Source organism: Bacillus sp. FS02, assembly GCF_024398395.1.
Classification (GTDB): domain Bacteria; phylum Bacillota; class Bacilli; order Bacillales; family Bacillaceae; genus Bacillus; species Bacillus altitudinis.
Window position 1 is genome coordinate 3,699,507 of record NZ_CP074101.1, and the last position, 18,608, is coordinate 3,718,114.

17 protein-coding genes, 1 other RNA gene and 1 pseudogene are annotated in these 18,608 nt (G+C 41.0%); 13 read left to right on the forward strand and 6 right to left on the reverse strand.

Annotation, left to right across the window (positions count from 1 at the left end):
• Positions 1-2: 2 nt before the first annotated feature.
• Positions 3-1,258 (forward strand): annotated as a pseudogene (gene odhB, locus KFQ09_RS19165) (2-oxoglutarate dehydrogenase complex dihydrolipoyllysine-residue succinyltransferase).
• A gap of 31 nt (positions 1,259-1,289) precedes the next feature.
• Here the strand turns inward: odhB and KFQ09_RS19170 are convergent.
• The 4 genes from KFQ09_RS19170 to KFQ09_RS19185 all read right to left on the reverse strand — a co-directional run bounded on the left by KFQ09_RS19170 (position 1,290) and on the right by KFQ09_RS19185 (position 6,668).
• The gene (locus KFQ09_RS19170) at positions 1,290-2,240 is read right to left on the reverse strand and encodes a bile acid:sodium symporter family protein (RefSeq protein ID WP_024718578.1); all 951 of its coding nucleotides are present in this window, start codon (positions 2,238-2,240) and stop codon (positions 1,290-1,292) included.
• A 151-nt stretch (positions 2,241-2,391) separates the two neighbouring features.
• A complete protein-coding gene (locus KFQ09_RS19175) occupies positions 2,392-3,213 on the reverse strand; it encodes a superoxide dismutase (protein WP_255835886.1) in 822 nt (273 codons plus the stop codon).
• Positions 3,206-5,083: a terpene cyclase/mutase family protein gene (locus KFQ09_RS19180; protein ID WP_024718580.1), complete on the reverse strand. Its 1,878-nt coding sequence runs from the start codon at positions 5,081-5,083 to the stop codon at positions 3,206-3,208. Before KFQ09_RS19180 ends, KFQ09_RS19175 begins: the two co-directional genes overlap by 8 nt.
• Positions 5,084-5,183: 100 nt before the next feature.
• Positions 5,184-6,668 (reverse strand): aldehyde dehydrogenase family protein, encoded by a 1,485-nt coding sequence (locus tag KFQ09_RS19185; RefSeq protein WP_017359492.1) that lies wholly within the window; start codon positions 6,666-6,668, stop codon positions 5,184-5,186.
• Positions 6,669-6,877: 209 nt separating this feature from the next.
• Here KFQ09_RS19185 and KFQ09_RS19190 point away from each other — a divergent pair, with 209 nt between their 5' ends.
• The 8 genes from KFQ09_RS19190 (at position 6,878) to KFQ09_RS19225 (ending at position 12,796) form a co-directional block, all read left to right on the forward strand.
• A complete protein-coding gene (locus KFQ09_RS19190; RefSeq protein ID WP_008346502.1) occupies positions 6,878-7,090 on the forward strand; it encodes a DUF6501 family protein in 213 nt (70 codons plus the stop codon).
• 49 nt (positions 7,091-7,139) lie between these two features.
• Positions 7,140-7,277 carry a YozQ family protein gene (locus tag KFQ09_RS19195; protein ID WP_017359491.1) on the forward strand — a complete coding sequence of 46 codons (138 nt, stop codon included), beginning with the start codon at positions 7,140-7,142 and terminating at the stop codon, positions 7,275-7,277.
• A gap of 478 nt (positions 7,278-7,755) precedes the next feature.
• The gene (locus KFQ09_RS19200) at positions 7,756-8,097 is read left to right on the forward strand and encodes a PH domain-containing protein (RefSeq protein WP_008346505.1); all 342 of its coding nucleotides are present in this window, start codon (positions 7,756-7,758) and stop codon (positions 8,095-8,097) included.
• A 177-nt stretch (positions 8,098-8,274) separates the two neighbouring features.
• Positions 8,275-8,922 (forward strand): SDR family oxidoreductase, encoded by a 648-nt coding sequence (locus KFQ09_RS19205; protein WP_017367442.1) that lies wholly within the window; start codon positions 8,275-8,277, stop codon positions 8,920-8,922.
• An 89-nt stretch (positions 8,923-9,011) separates the two neighbouring features.
• Complete coding sequence (locus KFQ09_RS19210) at positions 9,012-9,512, forward strand: TraR/DksA family transcriptional regulator (protein WP_025207496.1); 501 nt, start codon at positions 9,012-9,014, stop codon at positions 9,510-9,512.
• Positions 9,513-9,645: 133 nt separating this feature from the next.
• Positions 9,646-9,831, forward strand: a non-coding RNA gene (gene ssrS, locus KFQ09_RS19215) — 6S RNA.
• A 135-nt stretch (positions 9,832-9,966) separates the two neighbouring features.
• The gene (gene recQ, locus KFQ09_RS19220) at positions 9,967-11,748 is read left to right on the forward strand and encodes a DNA helicase RecQ (RefSeq protein ID WP_216942670.1); all 1,782 of its coding nucleotides are present in this window, start codon (positions 9,967-9,969) and stop codon (positions 11,746-11,748) included.
• A 256-nt stretch (positions 11,749-12,004) separates the two neighbouring features.
• The gene (locus tag KFQ09_RS19225) at positions 12,005-12,796 is read left to right on the forward strand and encodes a LysM peptidoglycan-binding and 3D domain-containing protein (RefSeq protein WP_007500712.1); all 792 of its coding nucleotides are present in this window, start codon (positions 12,005-12,007) and stop codon (positions 12,794-12,796) included.
• 152 nt (positions 12,797-12,948) lie between these two features.
• Here KFQ09_RS19225 and KFQ09_RS19230 read toward each other — a convergent pair whose 3' ends face one another.
• Complete coding sequence (locus KFQ09_RS19230) at positions 12,949-13,455, reverse strand: GNAT family protein (RefSeq protein ID WP_008346514.1); 507 nt, start codon at positions 13,453-13,455, stop codon at positions 12,949-12,951.
• 204 nt (positions 13,456-13,659) lie between these two features.
• On the opposite strand from KFQ09_RS19230, the gene KFQ09_RS19235 reads away from it, so the two are divergent.
• From KFQ09_RS19235 to prpB, 4 genes are all read left to right on the forward strand, one after another.
• Positions 13,660-14,199, forward strand: a complete 540-nt coding sequence (locus KFQ09_RS19235) for a DUF420 domain-containing protein (RefSeq protein ID WP_008346516.1) — start codon at positions 13,660-13,662, stop codon at positions 14,197-14,199.
• 167 nt (positions 14,200-14,366) lie between these two features.
• Positions 14,367-15,509, forward strand: coding sequence for a citrate synthase (gene mmgD, locus KFQ09_RS19240; protein WP_025207495.1), 1,143 nt, complete (start codon positions 14,367-14,369; stop codon positions 15,507-15,509).
• Between the two features lie 2 nt (positions 15,510-15,511).
• The gene (locus KFQ09_RS19245) at positions 15,512-16,948 is read left to right on the forward strand and encodes a bifunctional 2-methylcitrate dehydratase/aconitate hydratase (protein ID WP_304941608.1); all 1,437 of its coding nucleotides are present in this window, start codon (positions 15,512-15,514) and stop codon (positions 16,946-16,948) included.
• A gap of 12 nt (positions 16,949-16,960) precedes the next feature.
• Positions 16,961-17,878, forward strand: coding sequence for a methylisocitrate lyase (gene prpB, locus KFQ09_RS19250; RefSeq protein WP_255835888.1), 918 nt, complete (start codon positions 16,961-16,963; stop codon positions 17,876-17,878).
• A 36-nt stretch (positions 17,879-17,914) separates the two neighbouring features.
• On the opposite strand, the gene KFQ09_RS19255 is transcribed toward prpB, so the two are convergent.
• On the reverse strand, positions 17,915-18,577 hold the full coding sequence (locus KFQ09_RS19255; RefSeq protein ID WP_017359484.1) for a lysozyme family protein: 663 nt from the start codon (positions 18,575-18,577) through the stop codon (positions 17,915-17,917).
• Positions 18,578-18,608 lie beyond the last annotated feature (31 nt).

Consider the following 18,608-nt stretch of genomic DNA (forward strand, 5'->3'; position numbering starts at 1 on the left):
AAATGGCGGAAATTAAAGTACCTGAACTAGCGGAATCAATCTCGGAAGGAACAATTGCTCAGTGGTTAAAACAGCCGGGCGATTATGTTGAGCAGGGGAATACCTGTTAGAACTTGAAACAGATAAAGTCAATGTCGAATTGACAGCTGAAGAATCTGGTGTTCTAAAAGAAGTACTGAAAGATTCTGGTGACACTGTCCAAGTTGGAGAAGTCATCGGAACGATTGCAGCAGGTGAAGCTGGCGGAAGCGAGTCCGCAGCTCCAGCACCTGAGCAAGATTCTGCACCAGCTTCGAAAGAAGAACCAGCAGCTGAACAAAAAGAAGAGGCAGCAAAAGAAGAGCCGAAATCTGGTAATGGCAGAACGATCGCTTCTCCAGCAGCTAGAAAACTAGCAAGAGAGAAGGGGTTAGACTTATCTGAGATTCCAACCGCAGATCCGCTGGGCAGGGTACGAAAGCAGGATGTAGCTTCTTACCAAAAGAATGAAGCTCCTGCAAGTGCACCGAAAGCCGCGCCAAAAGCAAATGCTGCGGTGCAAAATGATCAAGCAGGGAAACCAGTTGAACGTGAAAAAATGTCACGCCGCAGACAAACCATTGCAAAACGTTTAGTTGAAGTTCAACAAACGGCAGCGATGCTGACAACATTTAATGAAGTCGATATGACAGCTGTCATGGATCTAAGAAAGCGTCGCAAAGATGCCTTCCTTGAACAAAACGATGTGAAACTGGGCTTCATGTCCTTCTTCACAAAAGCAGTGGTAGCAGCACTTAAAAAATATCCACTTCTCAACGCAGAAATTCAAGGTGATGAGCTTGTCATTAAAAAATTCTATGACATCGGTATTGCTGTAGCCGCCAATGAAGGGCTTGTGGTACCAGTTGTCCGTGATGCAGACAGACTATCGTTTGCTGGAATTGAAAAAGAAATCGGTCATCTTGCGAAAAAAGCAAGAGATAACAAATTATCGCTCAATGAATTACAAGGTGGATCATTCACGATCACAAACGGAGGAACATTTGGTTCTCTGCTTTCAACACCAATTTTAAACAGTCCTCAAGTTGGAATTTTAGGTATGCATAAAATTCAGCTTCGTCCTGTTGCAATTGATGAAGAACGCTTTGAAAACCGTCCAATGATGTATTTAGCTCTTTCATACGACCACCGTATTGTCGATGGTAAAGAAGCTGTTGGGTTCCTTGTCACGATTAAAAATCTACTTGAAGATCCTGAACAGCTATTGCTTGAAGGATAATCGAAAGAAAAAGCTAGTACCGGTGAGGGTACTAGCTTTTTTGGTCTTTATTTTCTGGGTAGCCTCTTTTCGACCAAAATGTTGCCAGCCAAGAGCCAGATAAATTATGCCATACGCTAAAAATGGCACTGGGAACGGCGGCAAGTGGAGAAAAATGTGCGGTTGCAAGGGCTGCACCAAGTCCAGAATTTTGCATCCCTACTTCTATTGAAATTGCTCGTTGAGAAGGAATGTCCATTTTACACCATTTTGCAATGAGGTAACCCAATAATAGACCAAGAGCATTATGTAAAACAACAACGGCAAAAATAAGCAGTCCAGATTGCAGAATCTGTTCTTTATTTGCGCTGACAACAGCTGCAATGATGGCGACAATGCCAGTAACAGATACAAGCGGGAGTGCTTGTACAGCATACGTCACTTGTTTTTTAAAAAACAATTTGACGATAACCCCTAAAATAATCGGAATTAAGACAACTTGGACAATCGACAAAAACAAAGCACCCGGTGATACAGATAACCAAGATTTTGCAAAAATATAAATAAAAACAGGGGTCAAAATGGGAGCAAGTAGTGTCGAGATCGTTGTCACGGCAACGGATAAGGCCGTATTTCCTTTCGCCAAAAAGGTCATTACATTGGATGCAGTCCCGCCTGGACAGCAGCCAACGAGAATGACACCAACAGCGATTTCAGAAGGCAAATGTAACCCATAGGCCAATAAAAATGCAATGAGTGGCATTAATGTATACTGCGCTAAAACCCCGATCAATACATAAAGAGGCTTTCTAAAAAGCTCTTTAAAATCTTCAGAAGACAGTGTCAGCCCCATGCCAAACATAATAATGCCAAGTAAAAAAGGGATATAAGGTCCAATCAAAGAAAATGCCGCAGGAAAAGTAAAGCCTAGACAAGCAAAGACAATGACCCATATAGCAAATGTTCTTCCTGCAAAATGACTAATGTGTAAAAGGGTCTTCATACTATCATTCAACTCTCTTTCTTTTCATATCTTTTCTATTTTAAATGAATTTTCTGAAAAAACAACCTATGATTTTGTATTAGGTATTCATAATATTATTATGTAAACTAATAAAAAACCACATAGTATATGAACTATGTGGAGTATGCGATCAAAAAGGTGTCCATTTCACTTGTTGAGCCTGTTTTAGTCTTGCTTCTGGCTCACGCCAGTCAACGACATTCCACCACTGGTCTACATATTGCGCCTTCTCATTTCGATATTGGAGGTAATAGGCATGCTCCCACACATCAAGAGCAAGAAGGGGGATGATGTCCCATTGCGAGAGGAACTGATGGCGCTCTGCTTGTAAAATGTCTAAACGCTGAGATCTCGGGGACCATACAAGGATCGCCCATCCGACACCTTCTACTTGTTTGGCAGCAGCTGAAAAATGTGACTTGAACGCCTCATAGCTGCCAAATGATTGATCAATGAGACGAAGCATTTGACCAGTAGGTTTTCTTTTTCCTGAAGGACTCATTGAAAACCAAAAGATACAATGTAAATAATGTCCTGCCCCATGAAAGGCAAGTTCACGTTCCCAATGCTTGATCATCGTAAAGTCATTGGTTCTTCTTGCTTTTTTTAGCGCAAGTTCAGCTTGATTTAGACCATTAACATAAGTTTGATGATGCTTTTGATGGTGCAAGTACATAATTTCTTTTGAAATATAAGGTTCGAGCGCGTCATACCGATAAGGCAGTGGTGGTAACTGATGATTTCCAGCTGCTACATCGCGCACTTCTTCGTGTGGCTGCATGTCTTCTGCAATCCTTTCGGCTAGTTCGTACCATTCTTGTTCACTCGAATGATCATCCTCCATTTTGAGTCGTAAATTTTTCACTTTTCGATGAATTTTATCATCTTGCCACACATGTTGAATCGTGCTAAGCCACTCTTTGAGCTGTGAGCGATATTCTTCTTTATTCATGTATACGCCTCATTTCGTCTAAAAATGTAGAACAAGCCATCATCGGAAACACAAATGGGTAGCTATGATAGGTGATGTAAAATTGTTTTGGCAGTCCAATGCCGACTGGATAGTACATGGCTTCTTCAGTATGGTGATGGTTCACTAAAAAGGAGACAGCTTTCAAAATGGCTGCGGTATTTGCTTTCTCATATTGGAGGAGCGCCTCGGTCGCCCATGCGGTTTGAACCACTGTGCCAAAGGGAAGCGGGACATAGGTTTTCAGTTCTGCACTTTTACACGATTCTCCGAAACTGCCATCTTCAAGCTGAATCTGCTTTAGGAAACGGCACGCTTGTTGCACAGCAGGGTGTGAGGAGGGAACGCCGGCCGCTTTCAGTCCTGTTAACGCCGCCCAAGTTCCATAAATATAACAAACACCCCATCTGCCAAACCATGATCCGTTTTTCTCTTGGTGGTCAATGAGCCATTTTACACATCGATCTTTTTGCCTGAGAATCGAGGGTGAAGCAGTATCTTTTTCTTCTAAACCAATCAAATGGAGCACACGACCAGTAATATCAGGAGTTGACGGATCAATCGCCGCATCCTCCGCAGATTCAAGCGGAAGGTGACGAAGTAGAAAGTGATCTTGATTTTTTTCAAAAGCAGAAAAGCCGCCATCACGGTTTTGCATGGAGAGAAGCCAGTCATATCCTCGTTTCCACTGAAGTGGATCGTATTCTTTTGGAATCGCTTTTAACACAATTTGCGTGTCATCACAATCAGGATTATTCGTATTGATATGTGAGAAACCAAAGCCCCCGGGAGCAGCATGACGGTTATGAACTGCCCAATCCGCTTTCTTCATTTGCTGCCGGTCCAGCAAATAGTTGAAGGAATTCATGATCATGGGATCTTCTCGTTTTCTTCCTGCTCTTTGAGAAGCGTAACTGACAAGCGCTGTATCCCACACAGTCGAGGTGGAATTCTCAGCATATATCTTGCCTTGACAGGAGGTGACGAGCCTTTTCATACCTCTGACTGCTTTTTGGATGAGATGATGTCCAGGGGAGTACCCAAGGCTCATGAGGGCATAGACCATAAAGATGGTTGCACTTAAGTAACTATACAGCGTCCCATCTTTTTCAAGACGGTCAAACATGTATCGCTTTGCCGCTTCATATCCGAAAAAGTCGAGCCGGCTGTCGAGGGCTGTATATGACCGCATATACATGAGGAAGTGATCAGTCGAACGTTCTTCTCTTGCCATAAACCAGTCAAATGGATTTTTAGACATGTTTTCATCAAGATGGGCTAATGATGGAAACGCAGCATGAGAGGTGTACCGTTTGTTCAGTGCGATCATCATGGGTACAAAATGAATCCTTGCATAGGCACTAAGGTGGTAGAAGTGCAGCGGAAAAGACGTAGGGATGAGTAAAAAGGAAAGAGGTGCATAGAAGTAGGGCCAAGGGTGCATGCCATTTACGGCAAGCATCCACTTTGTCATAAAATGAACGTTCTTTAGGCCACCTTTTGAGTGAATATATTGTGCTGCTTTTTCCATATGGGGCTCGTCTTTTTGAAATCTGCCAGATGCGAGCATGCCGCAATAACCTTGTACTGTAGCTGTGAGATGTCCCGACTGGTCATGATACAAAGAAAAGGAACCATCTTCATTTTGTTTGGCATGTATTGCTTCGGCCAATTGATGGATCAATTGCTGATCAGGGTCACCAACGGCTTTTAACAGCATAATGAAAAAAGCATTTGTCATCATAGGTCCTTCAAAGCAGAAAATAAATGCGCCATCTTCTCTTTGTCTGCGTTCTACCTGCATGTGCAGTTCATCGATATATTCGTTGACTCTCGTTTTAAAATCTTGCATTCGGCCATGCTCCTTTCCTTTATCACTATATTCAGGAGTCGGCCTGTCACATGCCAGCACAAAAAAAGCCGATGACATCGTCACCGGCTTTCTTAAATGATTAGTCTTGCAGATTAATCCACACGCTTTTGACTTCTGTATAGTTGTTAAGGGCATATGATCCCATTTCTCTGCCAAGACCTGACTGTTTATATCCGCCAAACGGGGAGGCGGCATCAAAGACATTATAGCAGTTGACCCAAATGGTTCCTGCTTCTAGGCGTGCAGCGATATCGTGAGCATGCTTTAAGTTTTCTGTCCAAAGTCCTGCCGCTAACCCATAGTCAGATTGATTGGCCCGTTCGACCACTTCATCAATGGAATCGTAAGGAATTGCAGATAGAACTGGACCGAAGATCTCTTCTTTTGCGATTGTCATTTCATCTTCTACATCTCTAAAGACAGTAGGGGAGACGAAATAGCCTGCTTCATAAGGGCAGTCACCACCGACTACGGCTGTTGCACCTTCTGACTTCCCTTTTTCGATATAACCTAACACACGTTCATGCTGCTCTTTACTCACTAGAGGCCCAATCTGGGTATCATGATGAAGACCAGCTCCTTGTTTTAATGATGTCGCATATTTAGCCATTTGATCGACGACTTCATCATATTGGCTCCGGTGCACAAAGACCCTTGATCCTGCACAGCACACTTGACCTTGGTTAAACATCACGCCGTTTAATGCACCTGGAATGGCTTTCTTTAAATCGGCATCTGGTAAAATAATATTCGGCGATTTTCCGCCAAGCTCTAAAGTAACACGCTTGATGGATTTGGCTGCTTTCTCCATGATCAATTTCCCAACACTTGTTGATCCAGTGAAAGCCAGCTTATTGACATCAGGGTGATCGGTTAATGCTTCACCGGCTGTTTCACCAAATCCAGGAACGATGTTAATCACGCCTTCTGGGAATCCGGCTTTATCCACTAATTCAGCTAAATATAAAGCAGATAGCGGTGTTTGTTCAGCTGGCTTTAAAACGATGGTGCAGCCTGTTGCCAGTGCAGCACCCATTTTCCACATGGCCATGAGGAGCGGGAAGTTCCAAGGAATGATTTGTCCCACAACGCCAACAGGCTCATGGCGGGTATAATTAAAATATCCCTGGCTGACAGGAAGGGTTTGTCCAGTCATTTTCGTGGTCCACCCTGCATAATAGCGCATGTGCTCAATGGCAAGAGGGATATCCGCATTGGTTGTTTCATTAATTGGTTTTCCATTGTCAAGTGTTTCCAGCTGGGCCAGTTCTTCTTGGTGTTCTTCCATTAAATCTGCCAGCTTAAACATCAAGCGGGCACGTTCGGCTGCAGACATAGAACGCCAAGGTCCATGGAACGCCTTTTTAGCAGCTTTTACTGCCTCATCAATGTCGGCTGCACCTGCTTCATATACATCAATAAGGGTTTCTCCTGTGGCAGGGTTAGGTGTAGAGAATGTTTTGTTATCATGACTTGTGACAAACTGACCGTTAATGTAGAGTTTTTTCGTCCCTTGGAGAAAAGATTCGAGTTTTGAACTGATTTGAAGTGTTGTAGAGCTCATAAATAAACAAACCTCCTTAAAGATATGGGTTGTTCTGCGAGTTCTAGGTGGAAAAAGTGGACATGAAGCATTTTGTATACGCACACATATGTAAACGTATACATTTATCATATTACACGACATCTTTGAAAGCAATCGATAACACTCATTGCATTTCACGAAAAATTGGCTACAATAAATGTATAGATGAAAAAAGGAGTTTTTAAATCATGATCCATCAAAACTGGCAAACGGCTGAAACGATAAAACAAGTAAAATGTGTACATACAAATGCGAAAAAATATATGGTTGACCGAGCATTAACGGTTGGGCACACATATGATGTGAAAAATGAAACTGAGGAATTTCTCTTTGTCGTTGATAATACGGGTAAAGTAGGCGGGTACTACAAAGAGTATTTCGAAGACAATTCTGCTGAATGATTTTGATGGTCATCACTCATACTAAGAAAAACAGTAAAGGGTGATGATGATGAAAAAGCAGCAGCAAGAAGAGCAGAAACATCAAAATGCTTGGCATGACAATGAAGATGCTGATATGGCGATTACACTTGAGCAAATTTCTGATGTGTATGCCGAAGGAACGATTGATACCCCGAAAGATGAATAGTCATTTAAAACAGTGGTTTTACATAATCACTGTTCAGATTGTTGACAAAGGGCTAAAATGAACTTTATTTTAGCCCTTTGTCTTCTTTTCAGCGTGATAGAAAACCTTTGCAGTCTAGGAAGGACAGCTACTTTTGCGGAGCGAATTTGCCATTCGTGAGCACCAGAGCGCAGGACTGACAAAGAATGCGAGGGTTTGTCTACACGCTGAACAGTGATTTTACATAATCACTGTTTTTTTATGGTCTCATAACGAATGATTTCTTGAAAAAAAATGAAACTTTTTTCCTGCTTTAACAGTCTAAATAAGTAGAGGAAAGAGCATCGGATCAAAAAGAAAAAGTTAAATGAAATTTAATCTATTCGTAATGGAATAACGACGATTTATAGCGTATTCTATAAGTGAGAATAAAACGTACCCACAGAGCCGTGTGGCCGTTTTGTCATAAAGGAATTTGATGCAGGAAGAGGGGGTTTACGTGGGTATTTTTTCTGTCAGTAAACAAAATGATCATAAAAAATTCGAATCCTTATTAATTGAAGGAGAAAGAATTGAGGCTGTTTACAGACTGCGTCACGACCAAATTTGTTTCACTAATAAACGACTGATCTTTGGCGATAACCGCGTATTTTCTAAAAAGAAAGTCAGGGTCTCCTTGCCGTATCGATCAATAGAAAGTTTTGCCATTCAAGAAGCTGGCGTGTTTGATCAGGACACTGGTATGCTGCTTGTTACAAGCTCAAAAGTATTTGAACTCGATTTTTCTAAAGATACAGATTTGAGTGACGTGCAGGCCATTTTAACAAAACATCTTTGCTGATCAACGATGCGATTACATAGATCACATGCACTTTTCTCATTCTTTGTTCTTATTTTTATCTATCGCATATCCCTTAAGCTTTTCCCATTACAGTGGGAAAGGCTTTTTTCTATTCGTGTGTTTGAATCACATCAAAAAAGGATAAAGATGAAACAGATACAGAAAGGAGAATGAACAATGAAAGTATTGGTTGCTGGAGCAAACGGACATACAGGGAGACTTGTCATTCGATATTTAAAAGAAAAAGGACATGAGCCACTTGCTCTCATTCGAGATGAAAAACAAGCAGATGCGCTAAAAGAACTTGGTGCAGCGCCTGTCATCGGTGATCTTGAAAAGGATGTGACAGATGCTGTGAAGCAAGCAGAAGCTGTCATCTTTGCAGCTGGTTCAGGCTCAAAAACAGGTGCAGATAAAACCATCGCTGTTGATCAAGAGGGGGCAAAACGCCTCGTTGATACAGCCAAAAAAGAAAATATTCAGCATTTTGTGATGCTGAGTTCTTATAATGCCGACGATCCTCATCAAGGAAAAGGACAAGGCAGTATGGAGATTTATTATGAAGCGAAAAGAAAAGCCGATGAACATTTAAAACAGTCTGGTCTTTCTTACACCATTGTGCGGCCAGGAGCACTGCTGCATGAGGAGAAGACAGGGAAAATAGAAGCGGCGGCTCATATTCCAGACGATCGTGACATTGAGATTTCCAGAGAAGATGTAGCCACTGTCTTAGTGGAAAGCTTAACGGAATCCAATGTGAAAAATAAAGCCTTTGACTTAATCAAAGGTGATACACCAGTAGAAGAAGCACTTCGCAATCTTTAAATGAAGAAAGCTGCTGCCAAAGGCGGCGGCTTTTTTGATGTTTTCATTTCGCATGGAGCGGGAAGGTAAAGAGAAAGGAGTGATTGACCGTGAGCTTAACGAAAGAGCAAAAAGCTGATTTATATGAAAGACTTATTCAATTAAAAGAAGATGTGAAAGGATCAAAAAAGAAAGAAGAATCCATGCTGGTCGAATCGAATGAGATTTCAAATGGTGTTGGAAACCATATCGCAGATCACGGAAGCATCTATTTAGATCGCATGACCGAACAGACGCTGGATCAAGTCGATGATCAGCTCGAAGGTGAAATTGATGCGGCGCTTAAGCGGATGGAAGACGGAACATATGGAATTTGTGAAAAAACAGGAAAAGACATTCCATATGAACGTTTGAAAGCAGTACCCTATACTCGTTATTCAATTGATGCAAAGAAAAATGAAGAAACCAATCAAGATCCAAATGAATTTGACCGTTCGTTCTCTGAGCAAATGCGTGATTTAACAAATAGAGAAACAATGGATCAATTACATTCAGATACGTATGAAAGGCTAGAAGAAGAGCAAGATGTTGATGTAGATGAGGAAAAATAACATGATGAGAGGAAATTATGTTTTCTCAACATAATGTTTTTCCCCGTCTACATGGACAAATATCTTGTATACATGAGTATTTTTTTAGAAAAAACATATCTTGAAATTTAATAAACTTTCGTGTAGTATAGTTTAAAGGCTGCGATGTGCGTAATGTTAATTAAGTTTTAACCTTTAAGCTGTAATAGGGAGTTTTATATTGAAGCCGGAATGTCACGCCTCCTTCGAGAGGAAGACAGGAACGTTTCTGCAAACACCCACTTTGAGGAGTGGTGGTTTAAAACTTTCTTACTTAGATTACGGCATCCGCAGCTTTTCCTAGGATGATTCAAGCCATTTTCCATTTTTGGAAAATGGCTTTTTATTTTGTCCAAAATACGATTTTGAACAGACCGAATGTGCATGTACGAATGTATGTTAAAATAGACAAAACAAACGACGGAGAGGGAATTGGATGTTACAACAAGCAGAAGCACTTCTTAAACAATATTATGGCTTTGATGCTTTTAGACAAGGACAAAAACAAGCCATTGAATCGATTGTGAATAAACGGAAGGATACGGTCTGCATTATGCCGACAGGCGGAGGGAAATCGGTTTGCTACCAGATTCCAGCCCTTATGATGGAAGGAACGACAATCGTTGTATCTCCGCTTATTTCTTTAATGAAAGATCAGGTTGATGCGTTAAATGAGATGGGAATACGATCGTCCTTTTTAAATAGTACACTTTCAACAGGTGAAATGAATACAAGGCTGAAAAGATGTGAACAGGGGGAGTATGATTTGCTTTATATCACCCCTGAACGCTTACAAAATGAACGTTTTTTTCAGCTGCTTGATCGATTGACGATTCCTTTAATGGCTATTGATGAAGCGCACTGTATATCTGAGTGGGGACATGATTTTAGACCGAGCTATCGCTTTATACAAGAATGTGTAAACAAGCTTTCAAAAAGGCCTGTTATTGTAGCATTAACAGCCACTGCTACAAAGAAAGTCCAACAGGATATATGTGAGCAGCTTGGCATGGACGAAGAAGAAACAATCTTTACTGGTTTTGCTAGAGAAAATTTGTCTTTTCAAGTGGTGAAAGGGCAAAACAGCGACCAATTCATCACACAATATATGAAGAAAAACAGTCTTGAGTCAGGCATTATTTATACAGCCACACGAAAAGAAGCAGATCAAATTTATCATCGTCTAAAAAAGCAAAAGATCAAAGCGGGTGTTTATCACGGAGGATTAGATGATGAAGTCAGAGAAGAACAGCAAAATCTTTTTTTAAATGATGATATTCAAGTAATGGTAGCTACATCTGCATTTGGTATGGGGATTAATAAGTCTAATGTACGTTTTGTCATTCATCATCAAATTCCAAGAGATATTGAAAGTTACTACCAAGAAGCAGGACGTGCCGGGAGAGACGGGCTTGAAAGTGAATGCATTTTGCTGTTTTCACCGCAAGGCGTACGCGTGCAGCGCTTTCTCATTGAACAATCAACAGAAGATGAATTGCGGTATCAGCATGAATTGCTCAAGTTGAGACAAATGGTAGACTACTGTCATACGGAACAGTGCCTTCAGCAATTTGTGATGGATTACTTTGACCAATCATCAAGTGCCCCTTGTCAAAAATGCAGCAACTGTCTAGACGAGAGAGAGCGTGAAGACGTCACGAGAGAAGCACAAATGGTTTTGTCGTGTACCGTTAGAATGAACGAACGATTCGGAAAAATGATGATTGCTCAAGTATTAGCCGGCTCTAAAAACAAAAAAGTGCTTGATTTTGGTTTCGACCGGCTTCCTACTTATGCTTTAATGAAACAGCATTCAGCCCAACATATCAGTGATTTCATTGAGTTTTTAATTACAGAAGAGTATTTACACATGTCTGAAGGAGCTTTTCCAACACTAAAAGTGACACAAAAAGGAAAGAAAGTGCTAGTGGGGCAGGAGACCGTCTATAAAAAGCAGGCGATAAAGGCAGAGGCTATTCAAGAAAATGATGCATTATTTGAGCAGTTAAGAATGGTCAGAATGAAGTTGGCAAGAGAGCAGGGCGTTCCGCCATTTGTTGTCTTTTCTGATCAAACATTGAAGGAAATGTCAGCAGTAGAGCCTAAAACAGAAGAAGAACTTTTAAATATTAAAGGTGTCGGTGCACAAAAAAGAGAGAAATATGGAGATGTTTTTTTAGAAGAAATTCGTTTATTTATAGAAAAAGAGAAAAAATAAAGAGTTTGAAGAAGGAAAATAAATTTTTTTCGTTTCATTTGGACGCGTTTTCATCATGATGATTTCCATCCCTACAAAACCTTGATATGATGCGGAATTGAGCCATTTAGTGGGCTGATTTACCAATGGAGAGAGATGTTTCATGTAAAGGAACTGTAATCTAAAACATATCGTTTTGTTATTGAAATGACATTTACATATGTTACGATAGCACTCGTTAGCCGCCATAAAAAGCTAACAAGGGAGGATTTACTTTATGAAGAAGACTATTATGTCCTTGGTTGCTGTTGCAGCAATCTCAACAACAGCATTAGGAGCACAGCAAGCTTCTGCAAAGGAAATCACTGTACAGAAAGGTGATACACTTTGGGGAATCTCTCAAAAAAATGATGTGTCTCTAAAGGACCTAAAGGGTTGGAACAATTTATCTACAGACATGATCTATGTAGGAGATAAATTGACAATCTCTTCAAAAGAGAAAACTCAGGAGCAGTACAAAGTCCAGAAGGGGGACAGCCTCTGGAAAATCGCTCAAAAATTCAATGTGTCAATTAGCGATATTAAGTCTTGGAATAACTTAAACTCAGATATAATTATGATTGGTTCAACATTAAGTGTTGCTGGTCAAAGCTCAGCTCCGGTAAGCTCAGAACCTGTTCAAAAACAGGCACCTGTCCAAAAAGAGCAAACAACGAAAAAAGCTGCTCCTAAAAAGGAAACAGCTAAAGCAGAATCATCTTCTGCTAGTCAAAGTGTTCAAAAAGAAATGACTGTAACGGCTACGGCTTATACAGCAAATGATGGTGGCATCTCAGGTATCACTGCAACAGGGGTAAACTTAAACAAAAACCCAAATGCAAAAGTAATCGCAGTAGATCCTAATGTCATTCCATTAGGAAGTAAGGTTTATGTTGAAGGCTACGGTGAAGCCATCGCAGCAGATACTGGCGGCGCAATTAAAGGTAACAAAATTGATGTACATGTACCAAGCAAATCCCAAGCTAAAAATTGGGGCGTAAAATCAGTCAAAGTGAAAGTACTTAACTAGTAGTCTATTGTTTTTGGAAGAAAGCATCAGGTGGCGGCCTGATGCTTTTATTATACCTTTTTTTGGCCGGAAATACACATATTTTTCTGAAAAATTCGCATTTTCGACAAAAACCAGCGTATAAGCCCATCTCAACGCTGGTTTTTGTGTCGTTAGCTGTCCACCCAATAAATTTCTCCGCTTTGCTCTTTCCAATTAATTTGGACATCAAAATGGTGTTTTTCATAAAAATGAATCAGGCGGTCCACATGGTTCCAATCTCTTTTGACGAGATCCCCAGTAATGACTGGAATGTTTTGCTCTCTTGCGATTTCTTTTAAATGCTTCATACAAATTGATCCATAGCCATTATCAGGCGGGCCTTTAATATCGGCAATGTGAATCTTTCCTTCTTCAGGATATTCCGCGATCAAGGAAAAATCAGATTGTCCGCGAAAAGCTTTTTCGCAATCGCTTAACATGATTTTGCACGTATCTGCATTCTCAATTGCAGAGACGATCATCCATTCATCTTCCTTCGCTTGATCAATGCCAATAATCTTTGCTTTTTTTGAAATATCTTTTATATTTTCTTGCATTCGATACATTTGGAACTGCAACTGCTGTAATTCTTGCTCTAATGTCTTCACATCTTTTGTTGTTTCCTGTAAGATTGACAAGTCTATTGCTCCTTTCATAGAAGAGTTGATAAAAACCACACAAATTCCCATTCTAAAGGAAGTGAGTGGATCTTTCAAGCCGCTAGAAGGCAGGCAATCGGCAAGTTTGTCTAAAATTCGACGAAGACAGCGAATTCATTGACTTTAGAGAGAAAGTTAAATAACATACTCTTAGTCGGAACTAATAAAGAGAGGTTTTCAAACATGAACGAACAGAATCAAAAACCGAAAAATTTCACCGGCATTGTTGTCTTTTTAACAATTGCCATAAACGGCTTAATTGCTTTATTATTTTTCATGCCAAAAACAGATAAATTTAGTCATCTGGATATTACATTTCTGCCGTTACTGAATGCCGTGATGAACAGTTTTACGTTTATCTTTTTACTTTCAGCGCTCATTATGATTAAACAAAAGAACATTAAAGCCCATAGACGATTTATCTTTGCGGCTTTTTCAACAACACTTGTCTTTTTAATTTCGTATGTGACGTATCATTCAATGGCAGCTGATACACACTTTGGGGGAGAAGGAATCATTCGTCCGATTTACTTCTTTATTCTCATCACACATATCGTCTTATCTGCCGTCATTGTACCGCTTGCACTGATCACTCTCTTTAGAGGCGCACAAATGCAAGTCGAACGTCATCGTAAAATTGCCAGATGGACCATGCCTCTTTGGCTCTATGTCAGTCTAACAGGTGTCATCGTCTATATTATGATTTCTCCATATTACAGCTAACGTATGTCCATCTGGACATACGTTCTTTTATTTACAAGATGAAGTGCTTTGGATAAAATGGGAATTGGGTATCCGACTTGCACGGTATCTTCCCACCTATAGAATCACATCATGTCTGGCCGTTTGCTCGTTTGGAGAACACAATTGAACGAAACGGGGGTTATATGATGACTGAACAATTGCAGTACAAACCGGGGCTTGAAGACATTGTGGCAAGCGAAACGTCAATTTCGTTCCTAGATGTCCAGCAAGAAGAAATTGTGATTCGCGGTTATGACCTCATCGAGCTGGCACAAAACAAGACGTACTTAGAAACAGCCTATTTGCTCATTTATGGAAGATTACCAGATGCAATGGAATATCACCAATTTCAGCAAGATATTTCCTCACAAACAAGCTTACATCCAACCATTCAAACCATTTTGACAAAACTGCCAAAAACCACTCACCCAATGGATGCCATGAGAACGTGTTTATCTGCTCTTGCAGGGTACGATGAACAACTGAATGATCGATCAGAAGCATGCCAACAAGCGCGTGCTGTTCGATTACTTGGCCAGCTACCAGCGATTGTTGCGGGAAGCTATCATATTCTCACACAAGACACCACACCTACTCCAGACCAGACCAAATCCTACACTGAAAACTTTCTAGCGATGTTAACAGGCCGCACTCCGGCACAAGACGAAATCAAAGCATTTGACCAAACACTCACGCTTTATAGTGAGCATGAGCTGCCGAATTCAACATTTGCAGCAAGAGTCATTGCATCTACTCATTCTGACATGTATGGTGCTTTTACTGGAGCGATTTCTTCATTAAAAGGTGACTTACACGGAGGCGCAAACGAAGCAGTCATGCACATGCTGCTCGAAGGCAAAACAACAGAAGGTTTCCTTGCGCTCATCGAACGTAAATTAGCCGCAAAAGAAAAAATGATGGGCTTTGGACACCGGGTATACATGAGAAAAATGGACCCAAGAGCGGCTCTTTTAAAACGATCGTTGAAAACGCTCACCGAATCAAAAGGAGACACGACGCTTTATGACATGTGCGTCGCAGGCGAGGCATACATGAAAGAAAAGAAAAACCTCTATCCAAACCTTGATTATTACGCAGCACCTATTTATTACGTGCTCGGCATTCCTATTTCACTTTATACACCGATTTTCTTTGCTGCGAGAGCAAGCGGATTAGCAGCGCATGTCATCGAGCAGCATTCACACAATCGGATTTTTAGACCGAGAGTAAGGTATTTAGGACCAAGAGGATTAAAAGTCTCAAATGATGATGGAAAAACGGGGGAATGAATATGAATAAAACAGCAGTAGCCAATCAAACAGATCAACTATTAGAAGATATCGCAGCTTATGCCGTGGATGGAGAAATTACGAGCAAAGAGGCCATTGAAACAGCTCGGTATGTACTCATGGATACACTCGGCTGCGGAATGCTGGCGCTCAACTTTCCAGAATGCACGAAGCATCTTGGACCCATCGTACCTGGAACTGTTGTCCCTAATGGAGCAAGAGTGCCCGGCACTTCATTTGTGTTAGATCCTGTTCAAGCGGCTTTTGATATTGGCTGTATGATTCGCTGGTTAGATTATAATGACACGTGGCTTGCACAGGAGTGGGGCCATCCCTCAGATAACCTAGGCGGGATATTGGCTGTAAGCGATTATATCAGCAGAACACGCCTTGCAAACGGAGAAGAGCCGCTAACGATGAATGACGTACTGCATGCGATTGTAAAGGCACATGAAATACAAGGTGTGCTTGCTTTAGAAAATTGTTTGAATCGAAATGGCTTGGATCATGTTCTTTTTGTTAAGGTGGCATCAAGTGCAGTCGTTTGTGCAATGCTTGGCGGAACGAAAGAAGATGTGCAGCATGTGTTATCACAAGCTTTTGTGGATAATTCACCGCTTAGAACGTACCGGCATGCACCGAACACAGGATCAAGGAAATCGTGGGCAGCAGGGGATGCCACAAGCCGTGCGGTGAGACTGGCGATGATGACATTGAAAGGAGAAATGGGCTATCAAACGCCCCTCAGTGCAGAAAAGTGGGGGTTTGAAGATGTGTTAATGAAAGGAAAACCACTCACACTTGCCCAGCCGCTCGGGTCATATGTGATTGAAAATGTACTCTTTAAAATTGCCTATCCAGCAGAATTTCATGCGCAAACTGCCGCTGAGGCCGCTGTCATTCTACATGACGCGGTAAAAGACCGTTTAGATGAGATTGACAGAATTGAGATTACGACACATGAATCAGCCATTCGAATTATTGATAAAAAAGGACCGCTTTACAACCCGGCAGACCGTGACCATTGCTTGCAGTATATTACAGCCATTGGGTTAATCTATGGTGAGCTGACCGCTGATCATTATGAAGAAGAAACGGCGCAGAATCCGATCATTGACCGTTTGCGTGATCAAATGATCGTGAAAGAAGATAAAAGGTATACAGAAGACTATTTAGATCCGAAAAAGAGATCAATTGCAAACTGTGTTCAAATTTTCTTTAAAGACGGTACGATGACAGATCGAATCGAAATTGAATATCCGCTTGGTCATCGCAGAAGAAGGCAGGAAGGGATCCCGCTGCTTGAAAAGAAATGGGCATATCATTTGAAAACGAGATTTCCACAAAAACAAGTCGATCAAATTGTTTCACTTTGTCAAAATCCAAATCAATTAAAAACAACGACAGTACCAGCATTTATGGATTTATTTGTCATATAAGGGGGAGCTAGTGTGTGGATCGTGAATGATGAAGTAAATCAAGCTGACTTAGCCGCAGCTTTTAAAGAGCAAATGCACAAATCTGCTTTATTTCAAATTCCAGGCGTTCACGATGGAATGTCTGCGCTCTATGCGAAGAAAATGGGATTTAAAGGGCTTTATTTATCGGGTGCCGCTTTTTGCGCAAGCAAAGGGCTTCCTGACCTCGGTATGATTCATTCCACTGAAATGGCGGAAAAGGCAAAGGAAATCATTCGAGCTTCTCAGCTGCCTCTTTTAGTTGATATGGATACTGGCTATGGCGGTGTATTAAATGCAGCCAGGGCAGCAAAAGAAATGGTGGAGAGCAAGGTAGCGGCTGTTCAAATTGAAGATCAGCAAATGCCGAAGAAATGCGGACATTTAAACGGAAAATCACTCGTTTCTGTAGAAGACATGATGGCGAAAATCAAAGCGATCAAACAAGCGGCACCTACACTTCTCGTCATCGCAAGAACGGATGCCAAGTCAGTAAACGGGATGGAGGATGTCATTCACCGGGCGAATCTCTATCTAGAAGCAGGAGCAGATGCCATTTTCCCCGAGGCGCTGATTACAGCAGAAGATTTCACGTATGCTTCAAACAATATAAAAGGGCCGCTTCTTGCAAACATGACGGAGTTTGGAAAAACACCTTATTATCATGCAGACGAATTTTCTATGTTTGGCTTTCAAATGGTGATTTATCCAGTGTCATCCTTGAGAGTTGCTGCAAAAGCGTATGAGCGTTTATTTACAGAGATTAAGGAAAAAGGGACGCAGCAGGGAATGCTGGAGGACATGCAAACGAGAAAAGAACTATATGAAACGATTCATTATGATGAATATGAAGAAATGGATCAGCATTTAGCCAAAACGATCCTGCCGGAAATCGGGAAAGAGCATTCATAAAATGAAAAGCACTTCCGTTTAGGAAGTGCTTTTTTTTTACGATGATGGTGTGGATGATGAAGCCAATTTCATCTTTTCTTCAACTGTTTTCGTTTTTTCTTTTACTTTTTCAGCATAAGTGAAATCACCGTAGCAATACGGATAGCGGAAGTTATCTTTGTCGCCCCCGCATGTATAGACTTCAGGGTTTCGCTTCACTTGCTTTTTGGAGTATTGCTTTGCCAATTTTTCGGAATGTTTCCCCCCGTTTTTTGCAACAAAATCAATATAGCCGATTCCCATGTTATAGCTTTGAATAATGGTTTCCAAATCAACGCCTTTTTTCTTCCCATGCTTGTACATGGTTGAAAAATGATGGACTCCTTGTTTAATGCTTTTCTGAGGGTCATTGATTTCATTTCGTTTCAAACCAAGAGATTCAGAGGACTGCATTGGATCTCCGCCTCTGCCTTTTGATTCTTGATACATCATACCGAGAATTAACGCGGTATATTGATCTAAATCTTGATCTCTTAACTCTGTTTCTACAAGCGGTTTGTAATCATCCAATCTCGACAAAACAATTGATTCCGTATCAATCGGCAGCTTTTTTAACTCCTTTTGATTAAAGGAAATGACAATGGCCGCTAATACGCAAACAAACAGAAAAATCGTGAAACAGCCTGAAATGGCAAAACATCCTGTTTTTTTCTTTTTCAAGGTCAGTTCACCCCTGTTTTGCCCCGCTTTT